Genomic DNA, 15,092 nt, shown 5'->3' on the forward strand with positions numbered 1-15,092 from the left:
TAAAAAGTAAAATGATGAGAGACGCGGAAAAAACAGTAGGCAACATGATTGATAAGCTGAAAACAGCTTTTATCGGTTCGATAGACGGTGAAGGATTTCCTACCATCAAAGCAATGCTGCAACCCAGAAAAAGAGAGGGGATAAAAACGATTTATCTGACAACAAATACTTCGTCCATGCGTGTGGCGCAATACCGGGAGAACAACCATGCATGTATCTACTTCTGCGATACGAGATTCTTTAGAGGGGTCATGCTACGCGGTATGATGGACGTCTTGACGGATAGTGCCAGTAAAGAGATGATCTGGCAGGAGGGAGATACCATGTATTATCCGGAGGGAGTGACGGATCCCGATTACTGTGTATTGAAGTTTACTGCTATTTCAGGACGTTTCTATAGTAATTTTAAATCGGAAGATTTTGTGGTCGAATAAGGTGCAAGATGGGGTGATTGGAATGGTAATAAACAAAAAGAGACTGAATATTCAGTCTCTTTTTGTTTATAGTGTCTATACTATTTCTCATAACACAATAAGTTCTGCAATTGGTTGATGATGTTTTGTTTCCATTCTTGCAGGAAGTCAGCAAAAGCGGCTTCATCTTCCAAGAATAAAGATACTATCAGGTTCTTGGCAAGAAATGGATAGCTCAATAGGCTGTAGACAGTCAGAAATACAATATGTATCGGAACCTTTTTAAGTTTACCGTCTTCCATTGCTGTCAGTATACTGTCTTTCACTTGGGATAAAGCATCTCCGAACTGAAGTTCTTTTGCAGTGGCAAGCAAGTGGTTTACATCACGCTGTATTTCTCCGCAAATGAATCTGGGAAGACAGGGATTACTTGTGAAAAGCTCAATATACTCATCCAGAATCATGCTTAGTCGCTCCATAAATGGGATATCCTGTTTTACTATATCCTGTATTTTCGGCATTAAAGACATGACTATCGAGCCGAACACGGCTTTGAACATCTTATCTTTGGTTCTGAAATAATAATGTAAAGTGGGCCGGTTGATTCCTACCGTTGCAGCAATATCACTCATGCTGGTCTCCACAAATCCTTTTTCTATAAAAAGTTGTTGGGCAGTTTTTATTATTTGCTGCTCTAAATCGCTATGTTCCGTTGTAGCCATAATTTTAGTTGTTTATGTTGTCAATAAAAAGTAATAATCTGTTTGTTATGTTCACATCGCTGACGCTACTGTCAAAGTCTAAAGATAGTATATTCATTTGAGGGCACAGCGATTTTATACGTTTTTCTATTCCTTTTTCTACAATGTGATTGGCAATGCATCCGAAAGGTTGCAAGCTAATGACATGATTGACTCCTTGGGAAGCAAAGGATAGTATTTCACCGGATATCAGCCAACCCTCTCCAAACTGGGTGCCCAGGGAGATGACTTGTTTAGCTTTTTCTGCCTTTTCAAAGATTGATTCGAACGGCGTGAAGTAATTGAAATTTTTGCCGATTTCATTCACTTTATTAATCTGCTTCTGGACTTTCTTGTATAACCAGTCGATAACAAAGTCGGGAGTGAGTTTTCGCTGCAAGTGTTGGTTCTGTCTCACTTTCAGGTTGACAAATCCCTGCATGAAGAAATCACTTATCAGTGGCGGAATCACTTCGATCTTCTGGTTGATGAGCCATGAGGTGACGTCCTTTTGAGCAAAAGGGTTGAACTTCAGGAATATTTCTCCAACAATACCTACTTTGTGACAGGATCTCTGTTCACAGATTTTGTTGAAGTCTCTGGCAGCGAGATATAAGTAACTCAACAAGTCCTCCGGTTTATTTTTCTGGATGATGGGCTGTGCTGTATCCAGATAAAGATCGCGCAGACGGGCGGCCTGTCCCCGTTCTTTCTCACGAACGACGGCTGCATAATAGAATTTAGCGATACAATCACTGTATAACACAGACGCAAGTATGATTGGCAAAACCTTGAGCCAGTTTACTTTAAAACCGGATTGCTCATTTTCAATACCACTGCCGAAAGCAAGTGATACCACCGGTGTATTGGTGTATCCATTCTCAATCAATGCCTTTTTTATCAGTGAAATATAGTTGCTGGCACGACATTGTCCACCGGTTTGTGTGATGGCAACGCACGTATTGGCAGGATCATAACGTCCGCTTTTAAAGGCTTTTACTATGTCGCCGACAATCAATGTTGCCGGATAACATACCTCATTATTGGAGTATTTCAATCCCCAGTCGCAAGATGCGGTGTCGCTCAACGGTAACGTTTCCATTTCATATCCGGCCACTTTCATGATGGATGGAATGAGTGGTGAAATGAAAGGCGTAAAGAATGGAGCGAGGATTTTCTTCTTTTTGTCTTTCTTGGTGAAAGGAGCAGTTGAAACAAATGGCTCGGGATCTTTCGCTTGAGAATGTTTCAAACTGAAATTCAAGCTTTCCACCAACGAGCGGACTCGTAATTTGATGGAGCCGATATTATTAACATCGTCTATCTTGAGCAAAGTAAGATTCTTGCCGTATCGTTTCAGCAAGTTACGTACTTCATCTATAAGGAAAGCATCCGGACCGCAGCCAAAAGAAGTCATCTGCATATATTGTATGTCACCCTCTTGCATTGCCGCCCACTTGGTTGCTTTCAGAATACGGTTGGTAAATGCCCATTGAGAGAGGTAATGAGTCTTTTCCAATGAAATCTCCTGCTGGCGGACAATATCATCAGTTATCACATAAACTCCCATCGCAGCAATCATGTCCGAAACCTTGTGCTGTATCAGTGGATCGCTATGGTAAGGGCGTCCGGCGAGTAAGATAATCAGTTTGTGTTTTTCCCGTCCCTCGTTCAGAACTTCCTGATTATAGGCAGCAATTTTTTCTTCGAAAGCATATTGTTCCTGTAATGCGCGTGAGAAGGCATTTTTGCATACCTCATCCCTGATACCCAAAGATTTCAGATATTCATAGCATTGTTTATACAGCAATGCTTCATCTTTGAAGGTGATAGTCGGAGCATCTATCGGTATATTCTCTTCCTGTACACTTTTGATGACTTCCGAATAACCGGAAACGATGGGGCAATTATAGCTGTTTTGCTGTTGCTTATCCTTTTTCTCGAAAACAACGAACGGCATAAATATCCGGTTGACGTTTTGCAGTGTCAGGTTACGGATATGACTGTGCACAAGTTTGGCAGGGAAGCAGATGTTATCAGACATCACCATGCCGGCAGCAGTCTCGTATTTGCTGAATGTAGAGGGGTCCGACAACTGTACCTGAATGCCGCAAGCAGTAAATAAGGTATGCCAGAAAGGGTATTCCTCATACATATTCAGAATACGTGGAATGCCTATGGTAAATAGGGGTTGTGGAATGTCTGCGCTCCGGTCGAATAATAATTCCAGCTTTTTATCATACGTATTGATGCCTTTGTCCGCATGGCTTCCTTTATTGGAAAATACCTTTTCACATCGGTTGCCGGAGAAGTAATGGTTGTCATTGTTGAACGTATATCGCATAATGGCGCACTGGTTCTCGCACCCCCGGCATTGAAGTTGCTTGGAAGTATATTGCGCCCATTGGAGCATCTCGTTCAGCTCCGTCACCCGGGCATTTTCGATTTGTTTGGCATATAGGGCACAACCAAGAGCACCCATCAATTCAGGACAGTTACTGCGGAAGGTTTGTTTCCCGGTCAGCTTTTCCAGACTTCGTACGATGGAATCATTACGCATGGTTCCTCCCTGCACGACAATATGGTCGCCAAGTATCTCCGTGTCTTTTAATTGCAGAACCTTATACAGGCAGTTTTTAACAACGGAATAAGATAATCCGGCAGCTATATCCGCTACGGACGCTCCTTCCCGAAGTACCTGTTTTACTTTGGAGTTCATGAAGACTGTGCAACGTGTACCCAGATCACATGGTGCTTGCGAAAAACAAGCTGCTTTGGCAAAGTCCTCCACACTGTAATCCAGCGATTGCGCAAATGTGCTGATAAAAGAACCGCAACCGGAGGAACAGGCTTCATTGATTTCGATTCTGTTGATTACTCCGTCGTTCACAAAGATGGCTTTCATATCCTGCCCTCCAATATCCAGGATAAAAGAAACTTCTTTGCTGATATGTTTGGCAGCAGCATAATGAGCGATGGTTTCAATGATTCCCGCATCCATGTGGAAAGCCGCTTTTATCAGATCTTCTCCGTAACCGGTAGAACATCCTCCTTTTATGCGCAGGGTAGTTCCTCGTCTCCGGCATTCTTCATATAGTTTCTGCAAGCCGTTCTCTACTGTTTTTATAGGGTTTCCGTTGTTGTCGTGATAATAGGAGTAAAGGATACGATGATTGTTGTCGAGTACTACGATTTTGGTGGTAGTAGAGCCGGAGTCTATGCCGATAGTTGCTTCCTGTAATCCGGGACGCAGACTGGCATATTGAATTTTATACTGGTCTTTTTCTTTTTTCCATGACCGATATTCTTCCTCACTGTCGAATATAGGAGAAAGATCACTCTGGAAAGGTGAGGTAACACTTAGTTTGTTTTCTATTACCTGTATCAGGTTGGAGAGATGAATACTTTCTTCATTGTTCTCTGCCAATGCTGCTCCCCAGGCAGGGATCAGATTTCCTTTTTCCGGTAATATGAAATCTGTATCTTGTGACAGATTCAGATAGTTGGCAAATGCTTTTCGAAGGGCCGGAATAAAAGTCAATGGGCCACCGCAGAGTAATACCGGAGCTACGATATTGCAACCGCGTGCAAGTGTGACAGTGGTCTGTACGGCTACTGCATGGAAAATGGAAGCTGCTATATTTTCTTTAGATATATTTTTGGCTATCAGATTCTGTATGTCCGTTTTGCAGAATACTCCGCAGCGTGAAGCGATAGAGTATACCTGATTGGAACGAAGTGCTAGTTCATTCAATTCGTCGATGGAGACTCCAAGCAGAATAGCCATCTGGTCAATGAAAGCCCCGGTTCCGCCGGCGCAATTTCCATTCATGCGCAGGTCTGTAGCCTGTCCGTCCTGAAAGAAAACAACTTTCGCATCTTCTCCTCCAATATCGATCATAGTGGCTGTGTGCGGATGCTCCCGGCACACATAGTTTGTTGCAGCTACAACCTCTTGCACAAACGGCAGAGAGCATTTCTCTGAAATTCCCATTCCAACAGAGCCCGTAATGTGGAAAGATAAAGGAATATCACCCAACTGTTCCTTTATTTGATAAAGAAATCCGAGTAAACATTCTTGTATTTTTGCCTGATGCCTTTTGTATCCGGAAAACAAGACTGTAGTTCCATCTTTATCCAATACTACCATCTTAGTGGTAGTAGAGCCTATATCTAAACCCACTTTATATACATTCATATACCAAATATCTTAAATTAGACCTCGTGTTTGACATCTGTGTCAGACGCAAATGTATGTAAAAATATGGTAGATACGGCAAATCGTAATTGAAGTTTTGGGTTTAATTAACGAATTGGGAAAAAAGAAAGATGGAATGTGAGGGAGGAAAACGATTGTGTAAATAAAGAAGTAAATGAATGATTGTATGCTTATATTACTTGTAAGGTTGTAGCAGATCTTTTATGGTGAATCTTAGAAATCTTGTTTACTCTATTTTTGACAAAAGGAAACGTGGCTTTTAATAAACCCGGATTCTGTTTATAATAAACTTTTTGATAGTTTTAGTAAAACGGTATTCGAGTTTATTATAAACTATTGTAGAACAGTTTTAGAATCAGACGAGAGATTTTAAGCTGAATTATAAACAAAATGGGGCAATAATCATTCGACTATTGCCCCATATCGTATAGGAGTGGTATTGTAAAATACCAGGTTATTTATGATTTATGTATGATTATTTCTTACTATTTTCATGTTGCTTATACTTTTTCTTTTCTCAAAGATACAACATAAAAAGTCCTTTGTCAAGAGTCTGATGAGAAAAGTATCTTATCGGTTTTAAAAATAGAGTCCGCGTGCCATTTAGTTTTCTGTATCCGAGAGGGATTCGCTAATAAAATGATTCCAAATCATATTTTGCAGGTGATCTTCGAATTTGAGATATTCTGTAAGTTTGGCTTTTATCGGACGTGTCACATTTGACATATAAGTTTCACAGCTGTCATGCAACAAACATCCCAACTGTATATGGTTGGAAAGTCCTCGTGTTTTAGCCTCTTTGCAGCACGCGATAGAATGTTGGGCAACAGAATAAAAGAAACGGGTATGACCGTTTGCACGACAGATCAAAGACAAGGCATGAGCGATGTCTTTCATATCAATTTTTTCAGGAACAGGATGGATGGGGTCGAAATGCTTCCCCGTAAAAGTTGTAATGTAACTCATAACTATAGAATTTATAGTCATATTTTTGTAAATCTTCAAACTTTCTACAAAGTTGCCTGTTATCTTTGTATCCTAATTCAAAAGAAATTACGATAGCATGAAAAGGATTGTAATATGCATTGTTGGCATTTGTAGCTTTTCTTTCTTATCGGCTCAAAATTCGGCAGATAATGTAATGGCAGAAAGAGGGGATAGTTTGCGTATCTCTACAACAACCAATTTTAGTAGAAGGCTTGATAAATTCTCATCTTCCCGTTTCTATCAGATGACGTATATCGGCGTTCCGTTAATTGTTGGTGGCTTGATTGTAAAAAGGGAGGACGATCATTTTTGAGGTTTACGTAACGAATATCTGCCCCGTTTCAATCGTCATTTGGATGATTATATGCAATATGCCCCTGCTGCGGTGATGCTTGGTATGAAAGTAGCTGGAGTACAAAGTCGCAGTTCATGGGGTAGAATGCTCGTTTCCGACGCTTTTTCTGCACTGCTGATGGGTGGTGTGGTAAATACTTTGAAGCAAACGACGAATGTCGAGCGTCCGGATGGCTCAAACAAACACTCTTTTCCATCCGGACATACGGCTACGGCATTTATGACTGCTACCATGTTTACTAAGGAATACGGACATAAAAGTCCGTGGGTAGGTGTCGGAGCATATAGTGTGGCTACTGCAACCGGTCTTATGCGGATGGCAAACAACAAGCATTGGTTAAGTGATGTATTGACGGGTGCAGGAATCGGAATATTGTCAACGGAAGTGGGGTATTACTTTGCTGATCTGATATTCAGGGAAAAAGGGATCAATAGGTTTGCGAATGAAAATATGTTCGACAGGATGGACAAGCCTTCATTTGTCAGTTTGTATCTCGGGTTGAATATTCCGTTGAGTGGTTATGATATCAACGAAGAAATGGAGTTCCGTACTTCATCAGGCAGTTCGGCCGGTGTGGAGGGGGCCTATTTTTTTAATCCGTATGTAGGCGTTGGAGGACGATTCACAGTTTCCAATACTTTGATTATTGTCAATGAAGAACGGGCAGAGAATAACACCTTTGATGCGATATCGCTTTGCGGAGGAAGCTATTTTTCATATCCGTTGTCTTCACGATGGCTGATAGGCAGTAAACTTCTGGGTGGATACGTGCATTATCCACAATTGGAATTAACTGACCGGTCGGTTTCTTCAAGAAGTGGTTTCTGCATGGGAAGTGGGGTTTCCTTGACGTTCAAAGCAAAGGAATATTATGGAATCCGTTTTTTTCTCGATTATAACTTGCTTCCGTCACATAGCAGAAACAGTGGTGAGTATATGAATATGCTTACTTTGGGGTCATCATTTATGATTACGTTCTAAATCGTAGTATATTTAATTCTTTTATTGGCAATATAATTCATTTCATTCGAATTATGTACGGTTCTTTATTGCAGAATCGGGGATTTGGGTACAAAAATCCGTAATTGATATACAATTCCATTCGTTTTATCGCAGTAAATTTGCAATCAGAAGTTTAACAATGAAAAGATAGAAGATGGTGATAAAAACAATTCTAAGTGTTTTGTCTTTATTCGTTATGTTATCATGCAGTATGACAGGGAAAAAGGATATAAAACAGCAGCCTGGTATGTGCGCCAAATTACCTATGGCGGCTGACGGTATTGTGCGGCTATCAAAAATCGAGGTTTATCCGGAGTATCTTGAAGAATATATGAAATATGCGACCGAAGTGGGTGAAGTCTCCTTGCGTACTGAACCGGGAGTGCTGACTATGTATGCCGTCAGCGAAAAAGAGAATCCTGGCAGGATAACTATTCTTGAAACTTACGCGAGTCAGGAGGCTTATAAATCTCATATTGCATCGGAGCATTTTCAAAAGTACAAGCAAGGAACGCTGCACATGGTTAAGACTCTCGTACTCTCTGACCAAATGCCGCTTAACCCCGCAAATTGCATTAATAACTTCATTCAATAAACGAAATGATTATGAATAAACTCCTTTTATTTTCAGTATTTAGTATTTTAACACTCAATGTTATGGCACAAGAAAAGATAGTACAGACGGCAGGACGCGACCAGTTAGGAACGTTTGCCCCTAAGTTTGCGGAACTTAATGACGATGTTCTCTTTGGAGAAGTTTGGAGCCGCACTGACAAACTCGGTCTGCGTGACCGCAGTTTAGTAACCATTACCTCCCTTATCAGTATGGGAATCACGGACAATTCGCTCGTTTATCATCTTCAGTCGGCGAAGAAGAACGGCATCACCCGCACGGAGATCGCAGAGATTATCACTCATATAGGTTTCTATGCAGGTTGGCCGAAAGCGTGGGCAGCGTTCAATTTGGCAAAAGGAGTATGGTCTGAAGATATTGTTGGTGAGGATGCCAAAACAGCTTTCCAGCGTGAGATGATTTTCCCTATTGGTGAACCCAATACAGCCTATGCACAGTATTTTATTGGTAACAGTTATCTTGCTCCGGTTTCGCGCGAGCAGGTGAATATCTCTAACGTTACTTTTGAACCACGTTGCCGCAATAACTGGCATATTCACCGTGCAACGAAAGGTGGCGGACAGATGCTTATCGGTGTAGCCGGTCGAGGCTGGTATCAGGAAGAAGGTAAACCGGCGGTAGAGATTCTGCCTGGTACGGTTATCCATATTCCTGCCAATGTGAAACACTGGCACGGAGCTGCTGCCGACAGTTGGTTTGCTCATCTGGCTTTCGAAGTTTCCGGTGAAAACACTTCCAATGAGTGGCTTGAGCCGGTCACAGATGACGAGTATAACAAACTCGAACAGACTAAACGATGATTTTTGCTAATCCTGCTTTATCTTTTGAAAGGAAATAATATGACTACCGAGGAATTTTAAGGAATATGTAAAGACGCGCAAAGCGCTTAATACAGAAGAAATACATCGTTTGATGGACGATATGGGCAATTATCAAAGTAATGGAAGAATGAAAACGCCTGTGGGGTTACTCCATCGTGATAATGTCTAAACTAATTAATGATAAGAAATATTTAAAATCAAAATAAAATGAAACAGATTATATTCATATTTATGAGTCTCCTTTGCTTTAGCTGCTCATCAAAAGCGCAGAATCAGACAGCGGATACTAATGTACAGTCCGATAAGAAAATCCTGGTTGCCTATTTCTCTTGTACTGGAACTACAGAAAAAGCCGCCGATGCCATTGCAAAAACGGTTGGCGGCAAACTTTATCAGATAACTCCCGCTACAGCCTATACCTCGGCAGATCTCGACTGGAACAACAAGAGTAGCCGTAGTTCAATTGAAATGACGACTGAAAATTCACGTCCGGAATTGGGGGGAGAAGCGCTTAATCTGAAAGATTACGACGTGATATTCCTTGGTTACCCGATATGGTGGAATTTATGTCCGCGTCCGGTCAATACATTCCTTGAGAAATATGATTTCTCCGGTAAAACCGTTATTCCATTTGCTACTTCCGGAGGAAGCTCAATAACTAATAGTGTAAAACAACTCAAGAAACTTTATCCAAAAATCGTATGGGGAGAAAGCCGATTGTTGAACGGAAGTGTCAAGCAGGCCGGAGAGTGGGCGAAAGGAGTAATATAAAGATGGCTACTGAAAATATATTCACTAAATATGAGAAGTTAAATAGGGCGGAAGTAATAGTGAATATATTAAATGAGTAAGTATATTACGAATCATATTTAGATTATGCTTTTAGAAAAACTACTTAAAGAATTTAATTTTAGTACTAATATTTTTAATTGGGAGGAGTTTAAGTTATTCGACCAATATTTTGAACGAATATTAGTTAGTAAAGGTACATTTTTGATTAAGGAAGGAGAAACAGAGAGGTATAGTTATTTCGTTTTTGATGGAATATTACGTTGTTGGCTTTTAAATCATAACGGGGAAGAACAAACTTTCTGGTTTTGTAAAGAGGGTACGTTTTCAATGTCAAACATATCTTTTACATTACAAACTAGGTCTGCATTTAATGTGCAAACAATTGTAGATAGTGTTATTTACCGAATAGACAAGAAGCAAGTAAATGAACTATATACCGCTATCCCTAAAGTAAAAACTGTATTTGAAGATTTAAATGCTATATTGTTGAATAAACTTTTGAAAAGAAATATCGACTTGATTAAATATTCTCCTGAACAGTATTATCTACAGATGATGGAAGAATATGGTATTACATTAAACTATATACCATTAAAAGATATAGCTTCTTATTTGGGTATCACACCGCAAGCACTAAGCAGAATCCGTAAACGTATTTTTTAACTTGGGTTCAGTGTTTTGAATGTATAAGTAACGAACTTTGCGGCTTTAAATTGCAATTACAAGTATGATTAGAAAAATTAAAGTTACGGATTATCCACGTTTGATGGAAATTTGGGAAAGTGCAGTATTGAGTACACATGATTTTCTTAAAGAGGAAGATTTTTTATATTATAAGGAACGACTTCCGGTATATTTTCAGTATGTTAATCTATTCGGATTTGAACAAGAGGGAATCTTAATCGGATTTATGGGAATTGCAGAAGGAAATCTTGAAATGTTATTTATTGACAATAAGTATCGAGGCGCAGGAATCGGAAAAAAATTAATAACTTATGCCATAGATAATTTGCAAGTAACTAAAGTTGATGTGAATGAGCAAAATGTTCAAGCTGTCGGTTTTTATAAATATATGGGTTTTAACATATATAAAAGGTCGAATTTGGACGGAGAAGGTAAGGAATATCCTATTTTACACATGCAGTTGTAGTCTCTGTTCAATTATAAACAGATGCTTAGTATAGGTACCTTTAATTGAAGATGTAATGTTACATTTGAATAAAATGATTGGTTAAAAAATCATTGTAGAGTTTGAATGGGCACATCTATCGCCTACTTAAACTCTGTTTTAAATGAACTGAAGAAAAAGAAAAAAGCTCTGAATTTCTTGAATTTCAGAGCTTTGCTTTAATTTACTATTTGCTTTCGCGGTGCGTACGGGACTCGAACCCGTGACCCCATGCGTGACAGGCATGTATTCTAACCAACTGAACTAACGCACCAAATTTTAATTGGATTAACTCATTTCTATTTCTCTCTGCTTCTTAGTGAAAGAAGCGGTGCGTACGGGACTCGAACCCGTGACCCCATGCGTGACAGGCATGTATTCTAACCAACTGAACTAACGCACCAGAATTTCAATTTATTAATCTGCATCTCTCTCGATTGCGGGTGCAAAGGTAGTTGTTTTTTGTAAACCTGCAAGCGTTTTGAGAAAAGTTTTTTTCAAGAAAAAACAAGAAAAATGCTTAGTGTCTCATTTTGAGTACTTTTGTAATGAAAAAAAATATTCGTTTTTCTTCTCTTCGGATAGTGACGGTATCTGATCGTTATAGTGACGCTATCACGATGGAATACCGTCACTATCCGAAGGTAATGGCATCACTATCCTAAAGTTTGTCATTCTTTTCATTGAAAATAACTCTCGATATCTTTCTATCTGTAAGAAATCACCGTTTTTATATCAACTTTCTGCTTGAATAATTCGTAATTTTGCAATAAATCGTTATTTTTGCGGACTAAAATTAGAAAGGTAGAAAATAATCTGCCTAGAATCGTTAATTAGTAGAAAGAATGATGACAACAGCCAAACTGTTATTGCACTGTCCCGACAAACCGGGAATCCTAGCGGAAGTGACAGACTTTATTACGGTAAACAAAGGAAATATTATCTATCTGGATCAGTATGTAGATCATGTAGAGAACATCTTCTTCATGCGTATTGAATGGGAACTGAAAGATTTTCTGGTTCCACAGGAAAAAATTGAAGATTATTTCAGAACACTCTACGGGCAAAAATATGAAATGGATTTTCGTCTTTATTTCTCTGATGTAAAACCACGTATGGCTATTTTCGTATCCAAGCTGTCACACTGTCTTTTCGATATGTTAGCCCGGTATACGGCAGGAGAGTGGAATGTAGAGATACCTCTTATTATAAGTAATCATCCGGATTTGCAGCACGTAGCAGAACGTTTCGGAATTCCTTTCTATCTGTTCCCTATCACCAAGGAGACGAAAGAAGAACAGGAGCGCAAAGAGATGGAATTGCTTGCCAAACATAAGATTACATTTATTGTATTGGCACGCTATATGCAGGTGATCTCCGAACAGATGATTAATGCTTATCCGAATAAGATTATCAATATTCATCATTCTTTCCTTCCTGCGTTTGTAGGGGCGAAGCCTTATCACGCAGCTTTCCAGAGAGGGGTGAAAATTATTGGTGCAACTAGTCATTATGTAACGACAGAGCTGGATGCCGGACCGATTATTGAACAGGATGTAGTGCGCATTACTCATAAAGATGCTATTGAAGACCTCGTAAATAAAGGAAAGGATTTGGAAAAAATCGTTCTTTCGCGTGCAGTGCAGAAGCACATCGAGCGCAAAGTTTTAGCTTATAAAAATAAAACAGTAATATTTAGCTGATGAAAGTAGCAGTTGTAAAATACAATGCCGGCAATATTCGTTCTGTGGATTATGCTTTAAAGCGGTTGGGGGTAGAAGCGGTGATTACTGCTGATAAAGAAGAACTCCAATCGGCCGATAAAGTTATTTTTCCCGGAGTGGGAGAGGCGGAAACTACCATGAACCACTTGAAGGCAACGGGACTGGACGAACTGATTAAGAATCTCCGTCAGCCTGTATTTGGAATTTGTCTCGGCATGCAGTTGATGTGCCGGCATTCCGAAGAAGGAGAAGTCGATTGTTTGAATATCTTTGATGTGGATGTGAAACGTTTTGTCCCGCAGAAACATGAGGATAAAGTGCCGCACATGGGATGGAACACCATTGGAAAAACGAATAGCAAATTGTTTGAAGGGTTCACCGAAGAAGAGTTTGTCTATTTTGTGCATAGCTTCTATGTGCCGACCTGCGACTTTACTGCTGCTACAACTGACTATATTCACCCGTTCAGTGCTGCGCTCCATAAAGATAACTTTTATGCTACCCAGTTCCATCCGGAAAAAAGTGGTAAGACAGGAGAGAAGATTCTGACAAACTTTTTAAACCTCTAAGATACAAATAGTAAATAGATGATAGAAATTATTCCAGCCATTGATATTATTGATGGAAAGTGCGTACGCCTTTCCCAGGGAGATTACGATAGTAAAAAGGTGTATAATGAGAACCCGGTGGAAGTTGCAAAGGAGTTTGAAGCGAACGGTGTTCGCAGGCTCCATGTGGTAGACTTGGACGGTGCTGCTTCTCATCATGTCGTTAACTATCGGGTGTTGGAACAGATTGCTGTACGCACTTCTCTTGTCATAGATTTTGGTGGAGGAGTAAAGAGTGATGAAGATTTGAAAATTGCTTTTGAGAGCGGTGCGCAGATGGTAACCGGAGGAAGCATTGCAGTGAAAGATCCGGAATTATTCTGTCATTGGCTGGAAATATACGGCAGTGAGAAGATTATTTTGGGGGCAGATGTAAAAGAACATAAGATAGCCGTCAATGGTTGGAAAGATGAAAGTGCCTGTGAACTTTTTCCATTTCTCGAAAATTATATAGATAAAGGTATACGAAAAGTAATCTGTACGGATATTAGCTGTGACGGAATGTTGAGTGGTCCTTCTATCGATTTGTATAAAGAGATGCTGGCAAAATTCCCTGACCTTTATCTGATGGCTAGTGGCGGGGTGAGCAAGATGGATGATATTGTTGCCTTGGATGAGGCCGGTGTTCCCGGAGTTATTTTCGGTAAGGCATTATACGAAGGACATATCACCTTACAAGATTTGAGAATCTTTCTATAATGAGCGTATCGGAATAAATAAGATACCTTTATTATAAGGAAGATAAGAATCGAGCTTCAGGAATATAGATTATAAATTGTTGAACAATAAATAAAATAGGATTGTGTTAGCAAAAAGAATAGTACCTTGTTTGGATATAAAAGACGGACAAACCGTGAAAGGAACGAATTTTGTCAACTTGCGTCAAGCTGGTGATCCGGTGGAGCTAGGCCGTGCTTACAGTGAACAGGGAGCAGATGAACTTGTTTTCCTGGACATTACTGCAAGCCATGAAGGACGTAAGACTTTTACGGAATTGGTAAAACGGATTGCTGCTAATATCAATATCCCATTTACCGTAGGTGGTGGAATCAATGAATTAAGTGATGTAGACCGTCTGCTGAATGCAGGGGCAGATAAGATTTCTATCAATTCTTCCGCTATCCGTAATCCCCGGTTGGTTGACGAGATAGCAAAGAATTTCGGCTCACAAGTTTGTGTGTTGGCTGTAGATGCCAAACAGACCGAAAACGGTTGGAAATGTTACCTGAACGGAGGACGCATCGAAACGGATAAAGATCTGTTCGAGTGGACTAAAGAAGCACAGGAACGCGGAGCAGGAGAAATACTCTTCACAAGCATGAATCACGATGGTGTAAAAGCCGGTTATGCAAATGAAGCACTTGCCGCTTTAGCGGATCAACTCTCCATTCCCATCATAGCTTCAGGAGGTGCGGGCTGTAAGGAGCACTTCCGTGATGTCTTTTTACAGGGAAAGGCAGATGCTGCATTGGCTGCCAGTGTTTTTCACTTCGGAGAAATTAAAATTCCCGAATTAAAATCGTATCTTTGCGGCGAAGGAATTACCATCAGGGGGTGAGGCACCCCGGCCGGGTTTTCCTGCGGATGGATTATATAGTCAGATAAATATAGGAACTGTCTGCAAAAGAA

14 protein-coding genes, 2 tRNA genes and 2 pseudogenes are annotated in these 15,092 nt (G+C 40.1%); 13 read left to right on the top strand and 5 right to left on the bottom strand.

Annotated features, from left to right (window positions below):
- Positions 1-11: 11 nt before the first annotated feature.
- Complete coding sequence (locus AB5217_RS13265; protein ID WP_004326681.1) at positions 12-434, top strand: pyridoxamine 5'-phosphate oxidase family protein; 423 nt, start codon at positions 12-14, stop codon at positions 432-434.
- Between the two features lie 80 nt (positions 435-514).
- Here the strand turns inward: AB5217_RS13265 and AB5217_RS13270 are convergent, their stop codons facing one another.
- From AB5217_RS13270 to AB5217_RS13280, 3 genes are all read right to left on the bottom strand, one after another.
- On the bottom strand, positions 515-1,135 hold the full coding sequence (locus tag AB5217_RS13270) for a TetR/AcrR family transcriptional regulator (protein WP_032846567.1): 621 nt from the start codon (positions 1,133-1,135) through the stop codon (positions 515-517).
- A gap of 4 nt (positions 1,136-1,139) precedes the next feature.
- Positions 1,140-5,351: an acyl-CoA dehydratase activase gene (locus tag AB5217_RS13275; protein WP_175353872.1), complete on the bottom strand. Its 4,212-nt coding sequence runs from the start codon at positions 5,349-5,351 to the stop codon at positions 1,140-1,142.
- Positions 5,352-5,975: 624 nt separating this feature from the next.
- Positions 5,976-6,338 carry a hypothetical protein gene (locus AB5217_RS13280; protein ID WP_004326683.1) on the bottom strand — a complete coding sequence of 121 codons (363 nt, stop codon included), beginning with the start codon at positions 6,336-6,338 and terminating at the stop codon, positions 5,976-5,978.
- A 97-nt stretch (positions 6,339-6,435) separates the two neighbouring features.
- Between AB5217_RS13280 and AB5217_RS13285 the strand changes: the two genes are divergently transcribed.
- From AB5217_RS13285 to AB5217_RS13320, 8 genes and pseudogenes are all read left to right on the top strand, one after another.
- Positions 6,436-6,672, top strand: coding sequence for a hypothetical protein (locus AB5217_RS13285; RefSeq protein WP_229036717.1), 237 nt, complete (start codon positions 6,436-6,438; stop codon positions 6,670-6,672).
- 51 nt (positions 6,673-6,723) lie between these two features.
- Positions 6,724-7,695 carry a phosphatase PAP2 family protein gene (locus AB5217_RS13290; RefSeq protein WP_004326685.1) on the top strand — a complete coding sequence of 324 codons (972 nt, stop codon included), beginning with the start codon at positions 6,724-6,726 and terminating at the stop codon, positions 7,693-7,695.
- A gap of 247 nt (positions 7,696-7,942) precedes the next feature.
- Positions 7,943-8,311 (top strand): annotated as a pseudogene (locus tag AB5217_RS13295) (putative quinol monooxygenase); the annotation flags it as partial.
- A gap of 11 nt (positions 8,312-8,322) precedes the next feature.
- Entirely contained in the window at positions 8,323-9,150 is an 828-nt protein-coding gene (locus AB5217_RS13300; RefSeq protein ID WP_004304034.1) for a carboxymuconolactone decarboxylase family protein, read from the top strand.
- Positions 9,151-9,205: 55 nt separating this feature from the next.
- Positions 9,206-9,280 (top strand): annotated as a pseudogene (locus AB5217_RS13305) (sugar O-acetyltransferase); the annotation flags it as partial.
- A gap of 98 nt (positions 9,281-9,378) precedes the next feature.
- A complete protein-coding gene (locus AB5217_RS13310; RefSeq protein WP_004304033.1) occupies positions 9,379-9,942 on the top strand; it encodes a flavodoxin in 564 nt (187 codons plus the stop codon).
- A gap of 105 nt (positions 9,943-10,047) precedes the next feature.
- Positions 10,048-10,626: a Crp/Fnr family transcriptional regulator gene (locus AB5217_RS13315; RefSeq protein ID WP_004321275.1), complete on the top strand. Its 579-nt coding sequence runs from the start codon at positions 10,048-10,050 to the stop codon at positions 10,624-10,626.
- A 64-nt stretch (positions 10,627-10,690) separates the two neighbouring features.
- Entirely contained in the window at positions 10,691-11,113 is a 423-nt protein-coding gene (locus AB5217_RS13320) for a GNAT family N-acetyltransferase (protein WP_004326689.1), read from the top strand.
- A 218-nt stretch (positions 11,114-11,331) separates the two neighbouring features.
- Here the strand turns inward: AB5217_RS13320 and AB5217_RS13325 are convergent.
- Positions 11,332-11,405: transfer RNA gene (locus AB5217_RS13325), tRNA-Asp, on the bottom strand.
- 55 nt (positions 11,406-11,460) lie between these two features.
- A tRNA-Asp gene (locus AB5217_RS13330) sits at positions 11,461-11,534 on the bottom strand.
- A gap of 442 nt (positions 11,535-11,976) precedes the next feature.
- Here AB5217_RS13330 and purU point away from each other — a divergent pair.
- The 4 genes from purU (at position 11,977) to hisF (ending at position 15,021) form a co-directional block, all read left to right on the top strand.
- Entirely contained in the window at positions 11,977-12,834 is an 858-nt protein-coding gene (purU, locus tag AB5217_RS13335; RefSeq protein WP_004297049.1) for a formyltetrahydrofolate deformylase, read from the top strand.
- On the top strand, positions 12,834-13,424 hold the full coding sequence (hisH, locus tag AB5217_RS13340; RefSeq protein WP_004297048.1) for an imidazole glycerol phosphate synthase subunit HisH: 591 nt from the start codon (positions 12,834-12,836) through the stop codon (positions 13,422-13,424). Before purU ends, hisH begins: the two co-directional genes overlap by 1 nt.
- Positions 13,425-13,442: 18 nt before the next feature.
- Positions 13,443-14,162, top strand: a complete 720-nt coding sequence (gene hisA, locus AB5217_RS13345) for a 1-(5-phosphoribosyl)-5-[(5-phosphoribosylamino)methylideneamino]imidazole-4-carboxamide isomerase (protein ID WP_004304030.1) — start codon at positions 13,443-13,445, stop codon at positions 14,160-14,162.
- Positions 14,163-14,265: 103 nt separating this feature from the next.
- A complete protein-coding gene (gene hisF, locus AB5217_RS13350; protein WP_004297046.1) occupies positions 14,266-15,021 on the top strand; it encodes an imidazole glycerol phosphate synthase subunit HisF in 756 nt (251 codons plus the stop codon).
- The last annotated feature ends 71 nt before the right edge of the window (positions 15,022-15,092 follow it).

The sequence above is a fragment of the Bacteroides sp. MSSM.1001136sp1_RTP21357st2_D2_RTP21359_211015 genome (assembly GCF_040913205.1).
In the GTDB taxonomy this organism is placed as follows: Bacteria; Bacteroidota; Bacteroidia; order Bacteroidales; family Bacteroidaceae; genus Bacteroides; species Bacteroides ovatus.